Origin of the sequence: Allobosea sp. WAO (assembly GCF_001509835.1) — a bacterium.
Classification (GTDB): Bacteria; Pseudomonadota; Alphaproteobacteria; order Rhizobiales; family Beijerinckiaceae; genus Allobosea.
This window is the reverse complement of sequence record NZ_JXTJ01000007.1, coordinates 463,994-481,466: the sequence shown is the minus strand read 5'-3', so window position 1 is coordinate 481,466 and position 17,473 is coordinate 463,994. Positions and strand designations below refer to the sequence as shown.

The 17,473-nt window shown below is 68.4% G+C and carries 18 protein-coding genes; 8 read left to right on the top strand and 10 right to left on the bottom strand.

From position 1 onward, the window contains the following. Window positions 1-246: 246 nt before the first annotated feature. The 3 genes from DK26_RS14675 to DK26_RS14665 all read right to left on the bottom strand — a co-directional run bounded on the left by DK26_RS14675 (window position 247) and on the right by DK26_RS14665 (window position 2,727). Window positions 247-726: a hypothetical protein gene (locus DK26_RS14675; protein ID WP_066473655.1), complete on the bottom strand. Its 480-nt coding sequence runs from the start codon at window positions 724-726 to the stop codon at window positions 247-249. Window positions 727-729: 3 nt separating this feature from the next. Continuing rightward, window positions 730-1,956, bottom strand: a complete 1,227-nt coding sequence (rlmN, locus tag DK26_RS14670) for a 23S rRNA (adenine(2503)-C(2))-methyltransferase RlmN (RefSeq protein ID WP_066473654.1) — start codon at window positions 1,954-1,956, stop codon at window positions 730-732. A gap of 204 nt (window positions 1,957-2,160) precedes the next feature. Next, entirely contained in the window at window positions 2,161-2,727 is a 567-nt protein-coding gene (locus DK26_RS14665; RefSeq protein ID WP_066473651.1) for a hypothetical protein, read from the bottom strand. Between the two features lie 220 nt (window positions 2,728-2,947). On the opposite strand from DK26_RS14665, the gene DK26_RS14660 reads away from it, so the two are divergent. After that, on the top strand, window positions 2,948-3,919 hold the full coding sequence (locus DK26_RS14660) for an NADPH:quinone oxidoreductase family protein (RefSeq protein ID WP_066473648.1): 972 nt from the start codon (window positions 2,948-2,950) through the stop codon (window positions 3,917-3,919). 135 nt (window positions 3,920-4,054) lie between these two features. On the opposite strand, the gene DK26_RS14655 is transcribed toward DK26_RS14660, so the two are convergent. Then, a complete protein-coding gene (locus DK26_RS14655; protein WP_066473645.1) occupies window positions 4,055-4,435 on the bottom strand; it encodes a YkvA family protein in 381 nt (126 codons plus the stop codon). A 159-nt stretch (window positions 4,436-4,594) separates the two neighbouring features. Between DK26_RS14655 and DK26_RS14650 the strand changes: the two genes are divergently transcribed. Continuing rightward, window positions 4,595-5,380, top strand: a complete 786-nt coding sequence (locus DK26_RS14650; protein WP_066473642.1) for an SDR family NAD(P)-dependent oxidoreductase — start codon at window positions 4,595-4,597, stop codon at window positions 5,378-5,380. A gap of 121 nt (window positions 5,381-5,501) precedes the next feature. Here the strand turns inward: DK26_RS14650 and DK26_RS14645 are convergent, their stop codons facing one another. Together DK26_RS14645 and ftsY are read right to left on the bottom strand one after the other, a co-directional pair. Beyond that, entirely contained in the window at window positions 5,502-6,134 is a 633-nt protein-coding gene (locus DK26_RS14645; RefSeq protein ID WP_066473639.1) for a septation protein A, read from the bottom strand. Beyond that, window positions 6,131-7,339: a signal recognition particle-docking protein FtsY gene (ftsY, locus tag DK26_RS14640; RefSeq protein WP_066473636.1), complete on the bottom strand. Its 1,209-nt coding sequence runs from the start codon at window positions 7,337-7,339 to the stop codon at window positions 6,131-6,133. Before ftsY ends, DK26_RS14645 begins: the two co-directional genes overlap by 4 nt. A 164-nt stretch (window positions 7,340-7,503) precedes the next feature. Between ftsY and DK26_RS14635 the strand changes: the two genes are divergently transcribed. The 3 genes from DK26_RS14635 (at window position 7,504) to DK26_RS14625 (ending at window position 10,118) form a co-directional block, all read left to right on the top strand. Beyond that, the gene (locus DK26_RS14635) at window positions 7,504-8,184 is read left to right on the top strand and encodes an RNA pseudouridine synthase (RefSeq protein WP_066473634.1); all 681 of its coding nucleotides are present in this window, start codon (window positions 7,504-7,506) and stop codon (window positions 8,182-8,184) included. An 89-nt stretch (window positions 8,185-8,273) separates the two neighbouring features. After that, complete coding sequence (locus tag DK26_RS14630; RefSeq protein WP_066473632.1) at window positions 8,274-8,927, top strand: DUF6875 domain-containing protein; 654 nt, start codon at window positions 8,274-8,276, stop codon at window positions 8,925-8,927. A gap of 21 nt (window positions 8,928-8,948) precedes the next feature. Continuing rightward, window positions 8,949-10,118: a GNAT family N-acetyltransferase gene (locus DK26_RS14625; protein WP_066473630.1), complete on the top strand. Its 1,170-nt coding sequence runs from the start codon at window positions 8,949-8,951 to the stop codon at window positions 10,116-10,118. A 13-nt stretch (window positions 10,119-10,131) separates the two neighbouring features. On the opposite strand, the gene DK26_RS14620 is transcribed toward DK26_RS14625, so the two are convergent. The 4 genes from DK26_RS14620 to DK26_RS14605 form a co-directional block, all read right to left on the bottom strand. After that, window positions 10,132-10,431, bottom strand: a complete 300-nt coding sequence (locus DK26_RS14620) for a 4a-hydroxytetrahydrobiopterin dehydratase (RefSeq protein WP_066473874.1) — start codon at window positions 10,429-10,431, stop codon at window positions 10,132-10,134. Window positions 10,432-10,435: 4 nt separating this feature from the next. Then, a complete protein-coding gene (gene thpR / locus DK26_RS14615; RefSeq protein WP_066473628.1) occupies window positions 10,436-11,014 on the bottom strand; it encodes an RNA 2',3'-cyclic phosphodiesterase in 579 nt (192 codons plus the stop codon). Between the two features lie 171 nt (window positions 11,015-11,185). After that, a complete protein-coding gene (locus DK26_RS14610) occupies window positions 11,186-12,241 on the bottom strand; it encodes an aldo/keto reductase (RefSeq protein ID WP_066473626.1) in 1,056 nt (351 codons plus the stop codon). A gap of 73 nt (window positions 12,242-12,314) precedes the next feature. Further along, window positions 12,315-12,908: an arylesterase gene (locus DK26_RS14605; protein ID WP_083533248.1), complete on the bottom strand. Its 594-nt coding sequence runs from the start codon at window positions 12,906-12,908 to the stop codon at window positions 12,315-12,317. A gap of 193 nt (window positions 12,909-13,101) precedes the next feature. Between DK26_RS14605 and DK26_RS14600 the strand changes: the two genes are divergently transcribed. From DK26_RS14600 to DK26_RS14590, 3 genes are all read left to right on the top strand, one after another. Continuing rightward, window positions 13,102-13,821, top strand: coding sequence for an ABC transporter ATP-binding protein (locus DK26_RS14600; RefSeq protein ID WP_066473623.1), 720 nt, complete (start codon window positions 13,102-13,104; stop codon window positions 13,819-13,821). 2 nt (window positions 13,822-13,823) lie between these two features. Continuing rightward, entirely contained in the window at window positions 13,824-16,418 is a 2,595-nt protein-coding gene (locus DK26_RS14595; RefSeq protein WP_066473620.1) for an FtsX-like permease family protein, read from the top strand. A 219-nt stretch (window positions 16,419-16,637) separates the two neighbouring features. Next, entirely contained in the window at window positions 16,638-17,411 is a 774-nt protein-coding gene (locus DK26_RS14590) for a Bax inhibitor-1/YccA family protein (protein WP_066473618.1), read from the top strand. Window positions 17,412-17,473 lie beyond the last annotated feature (62 nt).

The following is a 17,473-nucleotide window of genomic DNA, read 5'->3' as shown; positions in this document are numbered from 1 at the left end:
TAATGTTCTGTAATGGTCAGGATAGGTGGAGTTATTAGAGCCAGATGGGAAAACTGCGCTCCGCAGAACGGTCCGATCGTCTTCGCCGTCGTTCCGGATGGAGCGGCGCGGAGCACCGGAAGCCATCGCAAAGCGTCCGGAATGGCGAGGCGGGGCGGAATACGCTTTGGTTTGGCTGCTGCCAGCTCTGCAGCGATCGCAAAGCGCTTCGCAGAGTTTGCGGACGCGCTTCGCGTCCTTTCGGGGTCAGGCTGGATCCGCCCGTTCCCCGCCGGCACCGCGCCCGGCGATCACCCAGTAGACGAAGCCGGAAGCCGCACCGACCAGGAACAGCGCGGAAATCACCTGCACCTCGGCGATGCTCGGCGCACGCGCCATGCCGAGCATGGCGAGCGGCAGCAGCGCCGCCAGGACACCGGTCAGGCCGCTCTGGATCAGCCCGCTGCGCAGGCGGAAGAGCTCGCAGCCGATCGCGACGAGCACGACCGGCGCCACCAGGATCGCGAAGCCGAGCCGGCCGAGCAGCGAGAACGCCGCATCCGCCGCCGGGCCGGGGTCGAAGCCCTGCGCCGCCATGTCGAAGAGAGCCGCCATCAGCCGCTCGAAGCCGCCGCCGATCAGCCGGCCGAGATCGGGCGAGACGACGCTCGCGATCAGGAGCGCGAACAACCCGGCGCCAGTCGCGAAAAGCAGCGCGAACGGGATCAACAGCAGCCAGCGCAGCATCGTTCAGCCCGCGAGCGCCGCAGGCTGCTCGGCCTCGCTTTGCTCCAGCATCAGCCTGGCTCTCGCCGAGAGCTTTTCGGTCTCGCTCTTGAGCTGGCCGCAGGCGGCGAGGATGTCGCGCCCACGCGGGGTCCGCACCGGCGAGGCATAGCCGGCACGGAAGACGATCTCGGAGAAGCGCTCGATCCGCTCCCAGTCCGAGCACTCGTATTTCGTGCCTGGCCAGGGATTGAACGGGATCAGGTTGATCTTGGCCGGGATGCCCTTGAGCAGGCGCACCAGCTCGCGCGCATCGGCGTCGCTGTCGTTCACGCCCTTCAGCATCACATATTCAAAGGTGATACGCTTGGCGTTCGACAGGCCCGGATAGTTCCGGCAGGCTTCGAGCAGCTCCTTGATCGGATACTTCTTGTTGAGCGGCACGAGCTCGTTGCGCAGATCGTCGCGCACCGCATGCAGCGAGATCGCCAGCATCGTGCCCATATCGTCGCCGAGCGGGCCGATCTGCGGCACGACGCCGGAGGTCGAGACGGTGATGCGGCGGCGGCCGAGCGAAAGCCCCTCATTGTCGGCGATCACGTCGATCGCGTCGCGCACGCCGTCGAAATTGTAGAGCGGCTCGCCCATGCCCATGAAGACGATGTTCGAGACGAAGCGCCCGCCATCATTCGGCACGAAGGCGCCGTCCGGGGCGCTGCGGTTCGGGAAGTCGCCGAGCCGCTCGCGCGCCACCATCAGCTGGGCGACGATCTCCTCGGTGGTGAGGTTGCGCACCAGGCGCTGCGTGCCGGTATGGCAGAAGGTGCAGGTCAGCGTGCAGCCGACCTGGCTGGAGACGCAGAGCGTGCCGCGGTCGACCTCGGGAATGTAAACGCACTCGATCTCGGCGCCGCGGTCGCGCGGGCCGGTCGGCGCCATGCGCAGCAGCCATTTGCGGGTGCCGTCGCTCGAAACCTGCTCGGCGGTCACCTCCGGCAGGTCGAGCGTGAAGCGCTCGGCGAGCGCGCTGCGCAGGCCCTTGCCGATCGTCGTCATCGCCGCGAAGTCGCGGACGCCGTAATGATAGATCCAGTTCCAGAGCTGGCCGACGCGCATGCGCCGCTCCTTCTCGGGAACGCCGATCTCGGCCAGCGCCTCGGCCATGCCGGCGCGCGTGCGGCCGACCAGCGAAGGGCGCCGCGAAACGGGTTCGACCGCCGGAGCGGTGGACGAAAGGGCGGTAACAGTCATCGGAACTCGGTTCGAAACGGGCCACCGGGCCCTGAATTTCCGCGGCTCATAGCATGAAAACCCGGCATCGTGAAATCACGAGCGAGCGGGCGGGCATGCATATGCGTCCGGCCCTCGGGAACGGACGCGATCGGCAAGGAGCGGAAAGGCCGCGACAGGGCGGCCATATCGAGGGAAGCGTGGCCTCTCCGAAGAGAGCAGGCGCTATTTGCAGGCGTCCTCGGCCCGCTTGACGATCTGCGAGATGCCGGCGAGCGAATACTTGTCGCTGGTCGGGTTGCCGCGCTTCGAGGTGCCCTTGATCTCGAGCGCCGAGCCCTTGCGCAGCGCGTCGAGCATGCGGCCTTCCTCGGCCGGATTCTTCAGCCAGACGTTCTGGCCCTTGGCGACGAGGACGAAGCGCTCGCTGCCGATGATCGCCTGATGCTCGACATCTTCCTTGAGGTCGAAGTTCATCACCAGGCTGATCTCGTTGCGCACGCCCTCGGTCGGCCGGTTCGAGATGAACAGTAGCCCCTCGACATCCTTGAGATTGGCGGGCGAGCGGCTCTCGGCCTTGGAGAGCGCGTAGCAGATCTTGGAGCGGCCCTGCTGCGAGGAAAAGGCCTGCCATTTGCCGGCGGTTTCGAGCAGCAGCGCCTGGCCCTGACCGCTGGGCGCGCGCTGCGCCATGGCTGAGCCCGGCGCCAGCAAGGCGAGCGCCGTCAGGCTGAAAAGGGCAGCCGCCGTCAGCGGGCGGCGGGCGGAGAGGGGAGCCGGCTTGCGAATCATGGATCGCCACTAATCATCAGAAATCTTAACGCCAGATGGAGGCTATGCGAGATCGGCGATCCGGCCAGCGCGCCACGGCGCATAGGATGTCACGATCCTGGCAAAAATGCGAATAATCCGCCGTGCTTTCCGAGCGGTTTCCCCCGCGGCCGCATCGTGCCAGCTTGTCGCGGATCGAGGCCGCGAGCCGGCCGAAAACTCCAGGAGGAACCGACTGCCGATGAAGGCTCTGCTCTGCGAGGCCCATGGCCCGGCCGAGACCCTGGTCGTCCGAGACCTGCCCGCACCTAAGCCGGGACCGGGCGAGATCGCAATCGAGGTCACCGCCGCCGCGCTCAACTTCTTCGACACGCTGGTCATCCAGGGCCGCTATCAGGTCAAGCCGGCGCTGCCCTTCTCGCCCTCGGCCGAATGCGCCGGCATCGTGAGCGCGCTCGGTGAGGGCGTGACCGGCTGGCGCGTCGGCGAGCGGGTCGCCGCCTGGCTCGGCCATGGCGCGGCGCGGGAGATCGTCGTAGTTGCCAGCGAGGCGGCGATCCGGATTCCCGACGGGCTGAGCGATCAGCAAGCTGCCGGGCTGTTCGTCACCTATGGCACCGCCATGCACGGGCTGATCCAGCGCGGCGAACTGAAGCCCGGCGAGACGCTCGCCGTGCTCGGTGCCGCCGGCGGGGCTGGGCTTGCCGCCGTCGAGATCGGCGCCCTGCTCGGCGCGCGCGTCATCGCCGGCGCCTCCTCACCGGAAAAACTCGCTCTGGCCCGCGAACATGGCGCGCAGGAGGGCCTGGACTATGCCGCGGACGATCTGCGGGCCGGTCTGCGCCGTCTCGCCCGCGACGGGCTGGACGTGCTCTACGACACGGTCGGCGGCGATCTCGCCGAGCCGGCGTTGCGCTCGATGGGCTGGGGCGGGCGCTATCTCGTCGTCGGCTTCGCCGGCGGCGCCATCCCCAAGCCGCCGCTCAACCTGTTGCTGCTCAAGGGCTGCGATCTGCGCGGCGTGTTCTGGGGTGATTTCGTCCGGCGAGAGCCCGCCGCCCACCGCGCCAATATGGAGCGCCTGCTCGGCTGGGCCGCCGAGGGCAGGATCCGCGCCCATGTCCACGGCGCCTTCCCGCTCGAACGCGCCGCCGAGGCCTTCGCGCTGATCGCGGAACGCAAGGCCCAGGGCAAGATCGTGCTGACGCCCTGAACTCCGCGGTCGTCCCGGGCGACCGTAGGGAGACCCGGGACCCATTCCGGAACCTTGTTCGGAAAGGCTCTGGAATGATCCCGGATCGGCGCGGCTTCGCCGCTTGTCCGGGATGACCACAGGGTTAGAGAGTTCTCAAAGATCGGCGAGGATCTTCTTGGCCCTTGCACGATGCTCGACGGTGATCGAGCCCGCCACCGCCGCAATCGCCGCGGCGAGCACCGCCGCATCGTCGGTGAAGCCGAGGAACGGCATGATGTCGGGCAGCGCATCGACCGGCAGCACGAAATAGCCGAGCGCGCCGAGCAGGGTGTAGCGCACGCGCCGCGGCGTCGCCGGGTCGCGCGCGCAAATCCAGGCGGCGAGCCCGTCCTCGGCGAAGGGGATGCGCTTCGCCACACGCCGGAGCAAGGCCATGAGCTCCGAGCCGAAGCGCTCCTCGTCGCGCAGGCTCCGGCGGATCGCCGCCATCTCCTCGGCGGTGAAGCGCTGGCTGAAGCCGAATCCCTCGCTCATCTTTCTCCTCCATGGCGCGCCAATGATGCGCGCTTTCGACGCCAAGATGTGGCCCCGCCCGCAAGCGTGCACAAGGGAGGCCGCTAGAATCGCTCTTGGAGGCGGAGCATCGCGCCTCTAAACCCCTTGCAGCAATGTCAAAAGCTTGAGGAACGCGCCATGCAGCTCGATTCGTCCCTTGCCGCCATCGTCACCGGCGGCGCTTCCGGCCTCGGCGAAGGCACGGCGCGCATGCTCGCCAGCCATGGCGTCAAGGTCGCGCTGTTCGATCTCAACGCCGAGCGCGGCGAAGCGATCGCCAAGGAGATCGGCGGGCTGTTCGTCGCCTGCGACGTCACCGACGAGGCCTCGGTCGACGCTGCCCTGCAGAAATCCCGCGCCGCCCATGGCGTCGCCCGTATCGTCGTCAACTGCGCCGGTGTTGCGCCCGGCCGCCGCGTCGTCTCGAAGAAGCGCGAGACCGGCGAGCTCGTCGCCCATGACCTCGCCACCTTCGAGAAGGCTGTCGCGATCAACCTGACCGGCACCTTCCGCCTGATCGCCAAATCGGCGGTGGCCCTGGCGACGCTCGATCCGGTCACGCCGGATGGCGGCCGCGGCGTCTTCGTCTGCACCGCCTCCGTCGCCGCCGAGGACGGCCAGATCGGCCAGGCGGCCTATGCCGCCTCGAAGGCCGGCGTCGTCGGCCTGACCCTGCCGGTCGCCCGCGACCTCGCCGGGGTCGGCATCCGCATCGTCACGATCATGCCCGGCCTGTTCGAGACGCCGATGTTCGCCGGCCTGCCCGACGATGCCCGCGCCTCGCTCGCCGTCTCGGTGCCGCATCCTTCGCGCCTCGGCCGGCCGGCCGAATACGCCGCGCTGGTGAAGAGCATCGTCGAGAACGACATGCTGAACGGCACCGCGATCCGCCTCGACGGCGCGATCCGCCTCGCGCCGAAATAAGGGAACGCGTCGTGCTCGGGCCCGCCCCGAGCATCTCTGGCCGGAGGAGGCTCCTGTCGCCGCCTTATCGTCAGGAGATTCTCGGGTCTGCGCTTCGCGCCGCCCGAGAATGACGCCCTGCCTAACCTTCCGCGCCCTCGCGCTTGATCTCGTGCTTCAGGATCAGCGGTGTCTGGGCCAGTGCGAAGATCATGGTCAGCGGCATCACGCCCCAGACCTTGAAGGCGACCCAGAAATCCTGGCTCTGGGTCCGCCAGACGAGCTCGTTCAGCGCCGCCAGCACGAAGAAGAACAGGCCCCAGCGCAGCGTCAGCTTGCGCCAGCCTTCCGCGTCGAGCTGCAGCACGCTGTCGAGCACCAGCGCCAGCAGGGATCGGCCGAACCAGAGCCCGCCGAGCAGCACGCAGCCGAACAGCGCGTTGACGATGGTCGGCTTGACCTTGATGAAGAAGGCATCGTCGAGCGCGATGGTCAGGCCGCCGAAGACCGTGACCACCACGGCGTTGACGATCGCCATGCGCGGCAGATGGTTCATCAGGATCTTCGACAGCGCCAGCGCCAAAAGCGAGGCGGCGATGAAGATGCCGGTCGCGACGAAGATGCGCCGGTCCGAGGCGACGCCGAACAGCCGGTCGCCATAGGAATTGGCGAAGAAGAACACGGCGAGCGGGCCGAATTCGAGCGCGAGCTTGAGCAGCGGGTTGATCGGCTTCGCCTTGCCCGCCTCCGTCGCGCCCGCTGCCGTTTCGCTCATGCCATCTCTCCCAATCCCGCCACGGCGCGCGCGAAATCGCGGGCCTGGAACGGCTCCAGATCGTCGACGCTCTCGCCGACTCCGATGAAATGCACCGGCAGCCCGAACTGGGCCGCCAGCGCGACGAGAATGCCGCCGCGGGCGGTGCCGTCGAGCTTGGTCATCACCAGCCCGGTGACGCCCGCCGTCTCGCGGAAGGCCTCGACCTGGCTGACCGCATTCTGTCCGACCGTCGCGTCGAGCACGAGCAATGCCGCATGCGGAGCCTGCGCATCGAGCTTCTGGATCACCCGCACCACCTTGGCGAGCTCGGCCATAAGCCCGGTCTTGTTCTGCAGCCGGCCGGCGGTGTCGATCAGCAGCACGTCGGTGCCCGCCGCCTTCGCCTTCTGCAGCGCCTCGAAGGCGAGCCCGGCGGCGTCGGCGCCTTGATTGCCGGCGACCACCTCGGTTCCCGTCCGCGCGCCCCAGACCTTGAGCTGTTCGATCGCGGCGGCGCGGAAGGTATCTCCCGCCGCCAGCATCACCGACTTGCCCTCGGCCCGGAACTTGGCCGCGAGCTTGCCGATCGTCGTCGTCTTGCCCGAGCCGTTGACGCCGACCATCAGGATCACGAACGGCTTTTTCGTGGCGTCGATCACCAGCGGCATGGCGACCGGGGTGAGGATCGCCTCGACCTCGCGCGCCAGGATCGCCTTAACCTCATCGGGCTCGATCTGCTTGTCATAGCGCCCCTCGCCGACCGCCTTGGCCACGCGCGCGGCGGTGGCGAGGCCGAGATCGGCCTGGATCAGGATGTCTTCGAGATCCTCGAGGGTCGCGGCGTCGAGCTTGCGCTTGGTGAAGAGGTCGGCGATGCCGGTGGTCAGGGCCGAGGAGGTCCGCGACAATCCGTCCGCAAGCCGCCGCCACCAGCTACGCTTCGGCTGGGAAGGCTCGGCTGCGACGATCGGCAGCGGTGCGTCCTCGCCGAGCAGCACCTCCGGAGCGAGCAACGGCTCGGGCTCGGGCTGAGGCTCCGGCTCGGCCGGAAGCGCGGGCGCAATCTCAACCGGGCTTTCCGGTTCCGCCACGGGTTCGGCGACCGGCTCCGGGAGTGGAGCGGTCTCGACGACCGGGGCAGCCGGCTCCTGCGGCCTGGGCTTCTCGTCCAGCCCGAACAGCTTCGAGAAGAAGCCGCGCTTTTTCGGTTCGGTCTCGCTCATCGCTTGCCCTGACGCCGCTCGCCGCGACACTTCCGGTTGCATGGCCCTGCGGCCTTCGTTAGCGCAATGCCATGAGCCAGCCGGACCGACCAGTCTTTTCGCCAGAAGCCGCGCCAGGGGAGCATCTCTCCGAGCCACCCTTCCCCCTGCTCTACCGCGATGCGATGATGCTCGTCATCGACAAGCCGGCCGGGCTGCCGGTGCATCGCGGCCCGCAGGCGAAAGGCCGTGTCATACCGGTACTGACCGACCATCTCGACGCGCTGCGCTTCGGCCTGCCGCGTCGCCCGGAAGCCGCCCACCGCCTCGACAAGGATACGTCCGGCTGCCTCGTCCTCGGCCGCCACCCGCGCGCCATGGCGCAGCTCAATCAGATGTTCCGCGATGGCCGGGTCGGCAAGACCTATTGGGCGGTGGTGGAGGGTGAGCCGGCCGCCGATGAGGGGCTGATCGACTTCGCGCTCGCCAAGCTCTCGCCCGATCGCGGCTGGTGGATGAAGACCGATCCGGCCGGCCTGCCCTCGCAGACCCGCTATCGCGTGCTCGGCCGCGGCCGGCTCGAGGCGACGCCGCTCGCCTGGCTGGCGCTCGAGCCGCTGACCGGGCGGACGCACCAGTTGCGCGTCCATTGCGCCGCGAGCGGCTGGCCGATCCGCGGCGACGAGATCTACGGCACCGCGCCGCGCAGCGGCGGACCCGGCCTGCATCTACATGCCCACGAGCTGGTCCTGCCGCTCTATCCGAAGCGCGACCCGGTCCGGGTCGTGGCGCCACCGCCGCCGCACCTGCATGCGGCGCTCGCCGCCTGCGGCTGGGCTCCCGGCGAAACCTTTCCGAAACCCTAACGGCGCTCCGGCCTTGCCCTATGGTCCGGTCAACCATTCCCTAAGCCGCGCCTGCTATCGCTGGTTGCAGAGGCGCGGAGCGCAGGATCATGCTGGAGCAGGTGGCGAGAACGGCTGAGGTGCGCAGCGCGCTTCTGAGCTTTGCGCAGGCGCGCGCCGAGATCGCGGCCCGGCCCGAGGCGAATGCCGCGCTGGCGACGCTCGCCGACTGGGTCGAGAGTTACCTGATGCGCGAGCATCCCGAGCTCGGCCGCACCGGCGCCGTTTGCCCCTTCACCCGCCAGGCGGCCCGTATCGACACAGCGCGGCTCGCGATCTGCGAGGCCGGGCCGGACGAGGAGGAGCGCGCCTTCGCGCTGATCCGCGGCAGCTTCGCAGCGCTCGACGAAATCCCCTGCAAGCCCAGCATGGCGCATTTCCGGACGATCATCGTCGGCTTCCCGCATTGCGACGGCGAAGCCGGACTCGCCATGCTCCAGCACGTGCAGAAGCGGAACAAGTTCCATTCGCTCAGCCGGCGCCGGATGATCGGCCTGATGCATGCGGAATCGGACGCGCCGGGCCTATGGAACCCTGATTTCCGGCCGTTGCGCTCGCCCTTGCCGGTGCTCGCCATCCGCCATCTCGTCGAGTACGACGCGCCATTCGCCGTACGCCACCCTTTGCTGCTCCTGCCCTATCTCGCCCATTTCAGGCTGGCCGGCGCCAGGCGCCTGATCCAGCATCTGCGCGGCCAGGCCTGAGCCGTGCTGGCGAGCACTGCGATGGCGGAGGCCGGAATCCGGCGTCCCACTGGCGATGCCGTCATGGCGCCGCTCGCGCTCGAAGTCCTGACAGATCGCGCCGCCTTCGAGGCGCTGAAGCCGGAATGGGACGACCTTTTCGCCCGCGCCGGCATGCCGCAGCAGCTCTTCCTGCGCCATGCCTTCCTGCGGCACTGGTGCGACCATTATCTCGATGTGAGGAGCCGCATCTGCATCCTCGCCGGGCGAAGCGAAGGCAGGCTGGTGATGCTCTGGCCGCTGGTGCGCAGACGCAGTCTCGGCCTCGACATCGTACAACTCATGGGAGCACCGGTCGCCCAGTTCGGCGATGTCCTGGTCGAGCCGGGTCCGGATAGACCGCGCTGGCTCGATGCCGGCTGGGACGCGCTCGACCGGCTCGGCGCCGACCTCTTCGAGATCCGCCAACTACGGGCCGATGCGGCCCTTTCCCGATCCAACACGGCGCTGCTGGTGCAGCGGCAGGACGCGCCCTTCGCCGACCTCGCGCAGCGCGTATCGGCCGAAGGTCCGAGCATGGCCTATCCGGCTCGCGAGCGCTCGAACTACCGCCGCCGCCTGCGCCGCCTCGCCGAGCGCGGCGAGCTCGGCTTCGGCGCCCTGACGCCGGGCGCCGAGGCGGGCGCGCTGGCAATGACAGCGGTGGCGATGAAGCGCCGCGCCCTCGCCCGGCACGGCATTCTCGCCCCGACGGTCGCCGATCCGCGCTTCCAGGATTTCTTCACCGCCCTCGCCAGCGACGCGGCGGACGAGGCGGGCCTGCGGCTTTCGACCATCACCAGTGCCGGTCGCCCGATCGGGATAGATATCTCCTTCGACTGCATGGGCCGCAGCTTCGGCCATGTCATCGCCAGCGATCCCGATTTCGAGCGCGAGGGCATCGGCCGCGTCCTGATCCATCAGGCCTTCGCCGGAGCCAAAGCACGCGGCAGCACCGTCTTCGACCTGCTCGCGCCGGCCGATCCCTACAAGCTCGAGCACGCCGATGGAACGGTCGCCGTCTACGATCTCGCCATGCCGTTGAGCTGGCGCGGTCGTCTCGTTTGCAAATTGGCGTTGCCGCGCCTGCGCCCGGCCTTCAGAGCCCTGGCGAAGCGTCTACCTACCGCCTGGGTCCGCCGCTGGCTGAAAGCAGGCCGGCAATCTGATTGACCGGCGGCTCCCCTCAGCCCGCCATCGCGTCCATGGCGCGCGCCATCCTGATGTCGAGTTCGGTCAGACCGCCGGCGTCATGGGTCGCGAGCGTCACCTCGACCGTCTTGTAGACATTCGACCATTCCGGATGGTGGTCCATCTTCTCGGCCAGCAGCGCGACGCGGCTCATCCAGCCGAAGGCCTCGCTGAAGTCGCGGAAGACGTAGCGCCGGCTGATCGCCTCCCGGCCCTCGGCCAGCTTCCAGCCGGCGAGGACCGCCAGCGCTTCCTGCCGCGCCTCGGGGCTGAGACGCTTGGGCCGATCGTTCATCATCTCACCTCCGCTCGGAAGCCGCGCGGCTCGGCCGGTTCGGATAGGCCGGGCCAAGCGGGTAGGCCGCCTCCAGCACATAAGGACCGCCGCCGATCGATTCACGCGAGGAGAACAGGGCGACGCGACGCGACGTGAAGCTGATCGGCCGCACGATCGGATGGGTCGCGAGATAATGCGCGACATCGAGCGGCGAGACGTCGCGCAGGCGGGCCAGCGTGACGTGCGGCAGGAACTTGCGGCCTTCGGCCGGCAGTCCGAGACGGCGCATCAACCGTTCCAGATCGGCCTGCAATTCGCTGAGCTGCGGCGTCGGCTGGACCCGCGCGAACACGGCGCGCGGCCGGTCGCCACCGAAGCTGCCGAGCTGGTCGAGCGTGATCGTCAGCGGCGGCGCTTGGACGTCGTGCAGGAAGCTGTCGACGTCATGGGCCATGCGCCGGTCGATATCGCCGAGAAAGCGCAGGGTGATGTGGTAGTCGGCCGGCTCGATCCAGCGCGCACCGATCAGCCCACCGCGATGCAGCGTCAGGGCCGAGGCGACCTCGGCGGGAATCTCCAGGGCAGTGAAAAGCCGCGGCATAGCCCTATCAGTGCCAAGCGTTTGTGACTCTGGCGAGACGAAGCCTCGCATTGCCGGACGCAACCGGCAAGCCGGCTCACAAGTGTTCGTCATGCTCGGGCCAGGCCCGAGCATCTCTCATTCGGAAATTCCCGGCTCTCCGCGTGGTTTCGGCCGGGAAAGGCGCGCCGCTTACGGGCAGGGATTGCCGAAGCGCTGGTGGACGGCGTCGATTTTCGCTTCGAGTTCGGCGGAAAGCGTCACCGCGGCCGAGCCGATCGCGGTCTTCAACTGCGCCATGCTGGTCGCGCCGATGATGTTGGAGGTGACGAAGCAGCGCGAGGTGACGAAGGCAAGCGCCATCTGCGCCGGATCGAGCCCGGCTTCGCGGGCCAAGCCGATATAGGCCCTGATCGCTTCCTCGGCGCCAACAGTCTCGTAACGCTGGCCGCGGGCGAACAAGGTGGAGCGCGCGCCGGCAGGGCGGGCACCATCGAGGTACTTTCCGGTGAGGTAACCCTGCGCCAGCGGCGAATAGGCCAGCAGGCCGACCTGCTCGCGCAGCGCGATCTCGGCCAGCGCCGTCTCGAAGGTGCGGTTAAGGAGGTTGTAGGCGTTCTGGATCGACTGGACGCGCGGGCGCCCGTTCTGCCCCGCCTCGGCGACGAAACGCATCGTGCCCCAGCCGCTCTCGTTGGAAAGGCCGAGATGGCGGATCTTGCCGGCCTTCACGAGGTCGGCGAAGGCGTCGAGCTGCTCGGCGATCGGCGTCTCGTCCGCCGCCGGTTCGAAGGCGGCCTTGCCGAAGCGGGTCGGGTTCGAGCCCCAGGCCATCGGCCGGTCGGGGAAATGGATCTGGTAAAGGTCGATATAGTCGGTCTGCAGCCGCTTCAGGCTCTTGTCGACCGCTTCCTCGATCTGCCGGCGGTTGACCCGCGTCGGCCCCTTGTCGTCGCGGAACCAGTCATTGGCCGAGCGGCCGATCACCTTCGAGGCGAGGATCACCTTGTCGCGATTGCCGCGCGCCTTGAACCAGCTGCCGATGATCCGCTCGGTCGCGCCTTGCGTCTCCGGCTTGGGCGGGATCGAGTACAGCTCGGCGGTATCGAAGAAGTTCACGCCCTGGTCGAGCGCATAGTCCATCTGCTCATGGCCTTCGGCCTCGGTGTTCTGCTGGCCCCAGGTCATGGTGCCCAGGCAGATCGCCGAGACCTTGAGATCGGTGCGGCCGAGTTGACGGTATTCCATGACGCAAGGCTCCGGAGACGGACGCGCCTTGCGCGCCGCGGACAGGGTAGGATGAGGCGGAAGGCGCCTGCGCTCAGGAGCGCGGGCGCAAGGTGGCGAGGAACCGCTCCACCGTCGGCAGGATGCGCGTCGCGATGACGCGCACGCCTTCCGCCGTCGGGTGTAGCAGATCGGGCTGGTTCAATACCCGGTCGCCGGCGATTCCGTCCAGAAAGAATGGATAGAGGATGAGGCCATGCTTCTCGGCGAGGCGGGGATAGAGGCCGTCGAAGCGCGTCGCATAGTCGCTGCCGAGATTGCGCGGCGCATACATGCCGGCGAGCAGCACCGGGATGCCGCGTGCCTTGAGCCTGGTCACGATCGCGTCAAGCGCCTTCTCCGCCACCGCCGGATCGATGCCGCGCAGCGCATCGTTCGCCCCGAGCTCGAGGATGACCCCGTCCGTTCCGTCGGGCACCGACCAGTCGAGCCGCTCGAGCCCGCCCTGCGAGGTGTCGCCGGAGACGCCGGCATTGGCGATCTCGACGGAAATTCCCTTCTCGCGCAGCAGCTTCTCCAGCACGGCGGGGAAGGCGGCGCTGCCGGGAAGATTGTAGCCGGCCGTCAGGCTGTCGCCGAGCGCGACGAGCTTCAGCGGCGGCGTCTGGGACTGGAGCGGCGTGGTCATGGCGTGAAAACCCAAAACGAAGGCGAACATCAGGGCCGCGGCCCAAAATCCGCGCAATGGCTGGATTCGGGCGCCGGAGCGCCCATATCGGTTGGCGGCCCCGGCCTTGCAGGCAACGGTCATGGCGGGTCTTTCTCCTTCGGCTCCGGAAGCGGCGCGTGGGAGCGGCATCGGATGGGATGAGAGCGGAAACATGGCGGTGAGCGAGCAGGGCCCCTCGGCGATCGAATTGCGCGACGTCGAACTCAGTCTGGGGCGCGGCGCCGCCCGCGTCCATATCCTGAAGGGCGTCTCGCTGGCGATCGCGGAGGGCCAGGCGACCGGTCTTACCGGCCCGTCCGGCTCCGGCAAGTCGACCCTGCTGATGACCATGGCCGGGCTGGAACGGCCCGATTCCGGCCTCGTCAAGGTCGCCGGCCAGGATCTCGGCGCCCTCGGCGAGGACGAGCTCGCCGTGTTCCGCGGCCGACGCATCGGCATCGTCTTCCAGTCCTTCCACCTCGTGCCGACGATGACGGCGCGCGAGAACGTCGCCCTGCCGCTCGAACTCGCCGGCGCCGCCGACGCCTTCGAGCGCGCCGGCGCCGAGCTGCGCAATGTCGGCCTCGGCGAACGCATGGACCATTACCCGGCCCAGCTCTCGGGCGGCGAGCAGCAGCGCGTCGCCATCGCCCGCTCCGTCGCGACCGATCCGGCGATCCTCGTCGCCGACGAGCCGACCGGCAATCTCGACGAGGCGACCGGGCGTTCGATCGTCGACCTGATCTTCGGGCTGCGGCGCGAGCGCGGCGGCACGCTGGTGCTGGTCACCCACGATCTCTCGCTCGCCGCCGCCTGCGACCGGACCGTCAGGCTCCGCGCCGGCCGGATCGAGACCCCGGCCGACGCCCCGCAGACGGCTCCGGTGGCCTGACCATGCATGCTCCCGTCAAACCGGCCGCGGCCGACCCCGTCCCGGCGCCGCGCGGCACCGGACTGAAGCTCGCTCTGCGCCTCGCCTGGCGCGATCTGCGCGGCGGCCTGCGCGGCTTCGGCGTCTTCATCGCCTGCCTCGCGCTCGGCGTCATGGCGATCGCCGCCGTCTCCTCGGCCTCACGTGGCCTCAGCGAAGGGCTCGGCCGCGAGGGCAGGCGGATTCTCGGCGGCGACGCCGCCTTCAGCCTGATCCACCGCGAGCCGACGCCGGAGGAACGCGCCTTCCTCGAGCGCCATGGCGCCGTCTCGACCATCGCCACCCTGCGCGGCATGGCCAATGCCGGCGAGAAGGGCTCGGCCCTGGTCGAAATCAAGGCGGTCGACGGCAGCTATCCCACCATCGGCGAGTTGCGCAGCGAGCCTGCCGGCTCAGCCATGGACCTGCTCGCAGCCCGCGACGGCGTATTCGGCGGTATTGCCGATCCCGTCCTGTTCGGCCGGCTCGATCTCAAGCCCGGCGACATCGTCCAGATCGGCTCGGCCCGCGTGCAATTGCGCGCCAATCTGGTTTCCGAGCCCGACAAGATCGCCGCCGGCGTCGGCTTCGGCCCGCGCCTTTTGCTCTCGCAGGACGCGCTGCGCGCCTCCGGCCTGCTGCAGCCCGGCAGCCTGGTCCGCTGGACCGCCCGGGTGACGCTGCCCGAGAACGCCGCTTCCGACGCCGCGCTCGATCAGCTCCTCGCCGACGCTGCACGCGAGCAGTCGCAGGCCGGCTGGGAGATCCGCTCCCGCTCCAACGCCGCGCCGAACTTCCAGCGCAATATCGAGCGCTTCACCCAGTTCCTGACGCTGGTCGGCCTGACTGCGCTATTGGTCGGCGGCGTCGGCGTCGCCAATGCGGTGCGCCGCTTCGTCGAGGCCAAGAAGCTCGACTTCGCCACGCTGAAGGCACTCGGCGCCACCGGCGGCCGGGTCGTGACCATCCACCTCGCCGAGGTCATGCTGGTCGCCGCCTTCGGCATCGCCATCGGGCTCGCACTCGGCGCAGCCGCGCCCTTCGCCCTGGGTTATGCGCTGGCCGACCGCCTGCCCTTGCCCTTCGAGGCAACGCTCGCGCCGGGCGAGCTCGCCATCGCCGCGCTCTACGGCCTGCTCACCGCACTCGTCTTCGCCATCATCCCGCTCGGTCGCGCCCATGACGTGCCGGTCTCGGCACTGTTCCGCGACCAGATCGAGCCCGACCGGCGCCGTCCGCGCTGGATCTATCTCGCCATCTTCGGCGCCGCGCTCGTCGGCCTCGTCGGTGTCGCGCTCGTCTTCGCCTATGAGCGGCGCATTGCGCTGATCTATATCGGCGTCGCCGGCGGGGTCTTCCTGCTGCTGCGCCTGATCGCCTGGGGGCTGATGGCGCTGGCGCGGCGCACGCCGCGGCCGCGCCGGCCGTCGCTGCGCATGGCGCTCGCCAACATCTACCGGCCGGGCGCACTGACGCCTTCGCTCGTGCTCTCGCTCGGCCTCGGCGTCGCGCTGCTCTCGGCGCTCGCCTTCATCGATGTCAGCCTGACGCGCCAGCTCACCCAATCGCTGCCGAAGACGGCACCGAGCTTCTTCTTCCTCGACATCCCCAACGCCCAGGCCAGCGCCTTCGACGAATTCCTTGCCAAGCAGCGCCCGGGTGCCTCGGTCGAGCGCGTGCCGATGATGCGCGGCCGCATCACCAGCCTGAACGGCGTGCCGGCCGAGCAGATCAAGGCGAGCGAGCAGATGGCCTGGGTGCTCGAGGGCGACCGCGGCATCACCTATTCAGCGACCATGCCGGAAGGCTCGCGCCTCGCCTCCGGGGAATGGTGGCCGGCCGACTACAAGGGCGAGCCCTTGGTCTCCTTCGACGCCCGCGCCATCGAGGGCCTCGGCCTCAAGCTCGGCGACACGCTCACCGTCAACGTGCTCGGCCGCAACATCACCGCGCGGATCAGCAACTTCCGCAACATCGAGTGGCGCTCGCTCGGCATCAATTTCGTCATGGTGTTCTCGCCCAACACCTTCGCCGGCGCCCCCCACACCAACCTCGCCACCGTGACGGTGACCGACGCCGCCTCTCCGACGGGCGACGCCGCCCTGATGCGCCAGCTCGCCATCTCCTTCCCGGCGGTGACGGCGGTGCGGGTCAAGGACGCGCTGGAAGCGGTGAATGTCATCGTCGCCCAGCTCGCCAGCGCGATTCGCGGCGCCTCGAGCCTCGCCATCGTCGCGAGCCTGCTGGTTCTGGCCGGGGCGCTGGCGGCCGGGCAGCGGGCGCGGCTCTACGACGCAATGATCCTGAAGACCCTCGGCGCCACCCGCCGCTTCATACTTTCGTCGTACGCCCTCGAATACGCAGGCATCGGCGTCGTTTCCGCCCTTTTTGGGCTCGTCGCCGGCGCGGCGGCCGGCTGGGGGGTCGTTACGCAAGTGATGAAGATCGAGTTTGTTCCAGACCCCACGGGCGCAATTCTTGCTGCGACTGCCGCGGTCGCCGTCACCGTCATGTTCGGATTGATCGGGACGTTGCAGATACTTTCGAAAGCGCCCGCTTCTCATCTACGCAATTTATGAGTTCGTTACGTCCGCGGCGCAGCGTAAACATGAACAAAGGGTAATGTTGCATCGAAACGCCGGCGCAGTTCTATCGCACCGGCCCGATTAACCATGGCCGCCCCTTGTAAGGCGGCGCATTCCCCCTCATATTCCGCACTGTCGCCACGAAGGTGGACGATGGTGGCTGTCGCAAGGGCGATGTCCGCCTTTGCCAACGGTTTCAGGGGAACTTTCTGCATGAGCAACTTCGACCGCAATGCTCCGGTCTGGGGTGCGGGCCGCGCACAGCAGACCAGCGCCGTCGAGATGGATCAGGGCCTGCGCTCGTTCATGCTCGGCGTCTACAACAACATGACGATTGGCCTGGCCATCACCGGCCTGTTCGCGATCGGCATCTCGATGCTCGCCATCGCCGGCTATTCGCCGACGGGCAAGGTCAACGCGCTGACGCCGCTCGGCCAGGCGCTCTATCTCAGCCCGCTGAAGTGGGTCGTGATGCTGGCCCCGCTGGCCTTCATCCTGTTCTTCTCGTTCAAGGCCGAGAGCATGAGCTCCTCGACCGCGCGCGCCATGTTCTTCGCCTTCGCGGCGGTGATGGGCGTGTCGATGTCGTCGATCTTCGTGGTCTTCACGGGTGAATCGATTGCCAAGGTGTTCTTCATCACCGCGGCGTCCTTCGCCGGTCTCAGCCTGTTCGGCTACACGACCCGCAAGTCGCTGTCGGGCATGGGCTCCTTCCTGATCATGGGCCTGATCGGCCTGGTGATCGCCTCGGTCGTGAACCTGTTCCTGGCTTCGAGCGCCCTGTCCTTCGGCATCTCGGTGATCGGCGTGCTGGTCTTTGCCGGCCTGACCGCCTGGGACACCCAGCGCCTGAAGGAGATGTATCTCTACTCGAACCTGGACCCGGAATCGGCTGCGAAGCTCTCGGTGAACGGCGCTCTGTCGCTCTACCTGAACTTCATCAACATGTTCCAGATGCTGCTCTCGCTGTTCGGCAACCGCGAGTAAGCATCGAGCGCCCAGGCGCAGATATCGAGCCCCGGCTGCAAAGCCGGGGCTTTTCTTTTGCC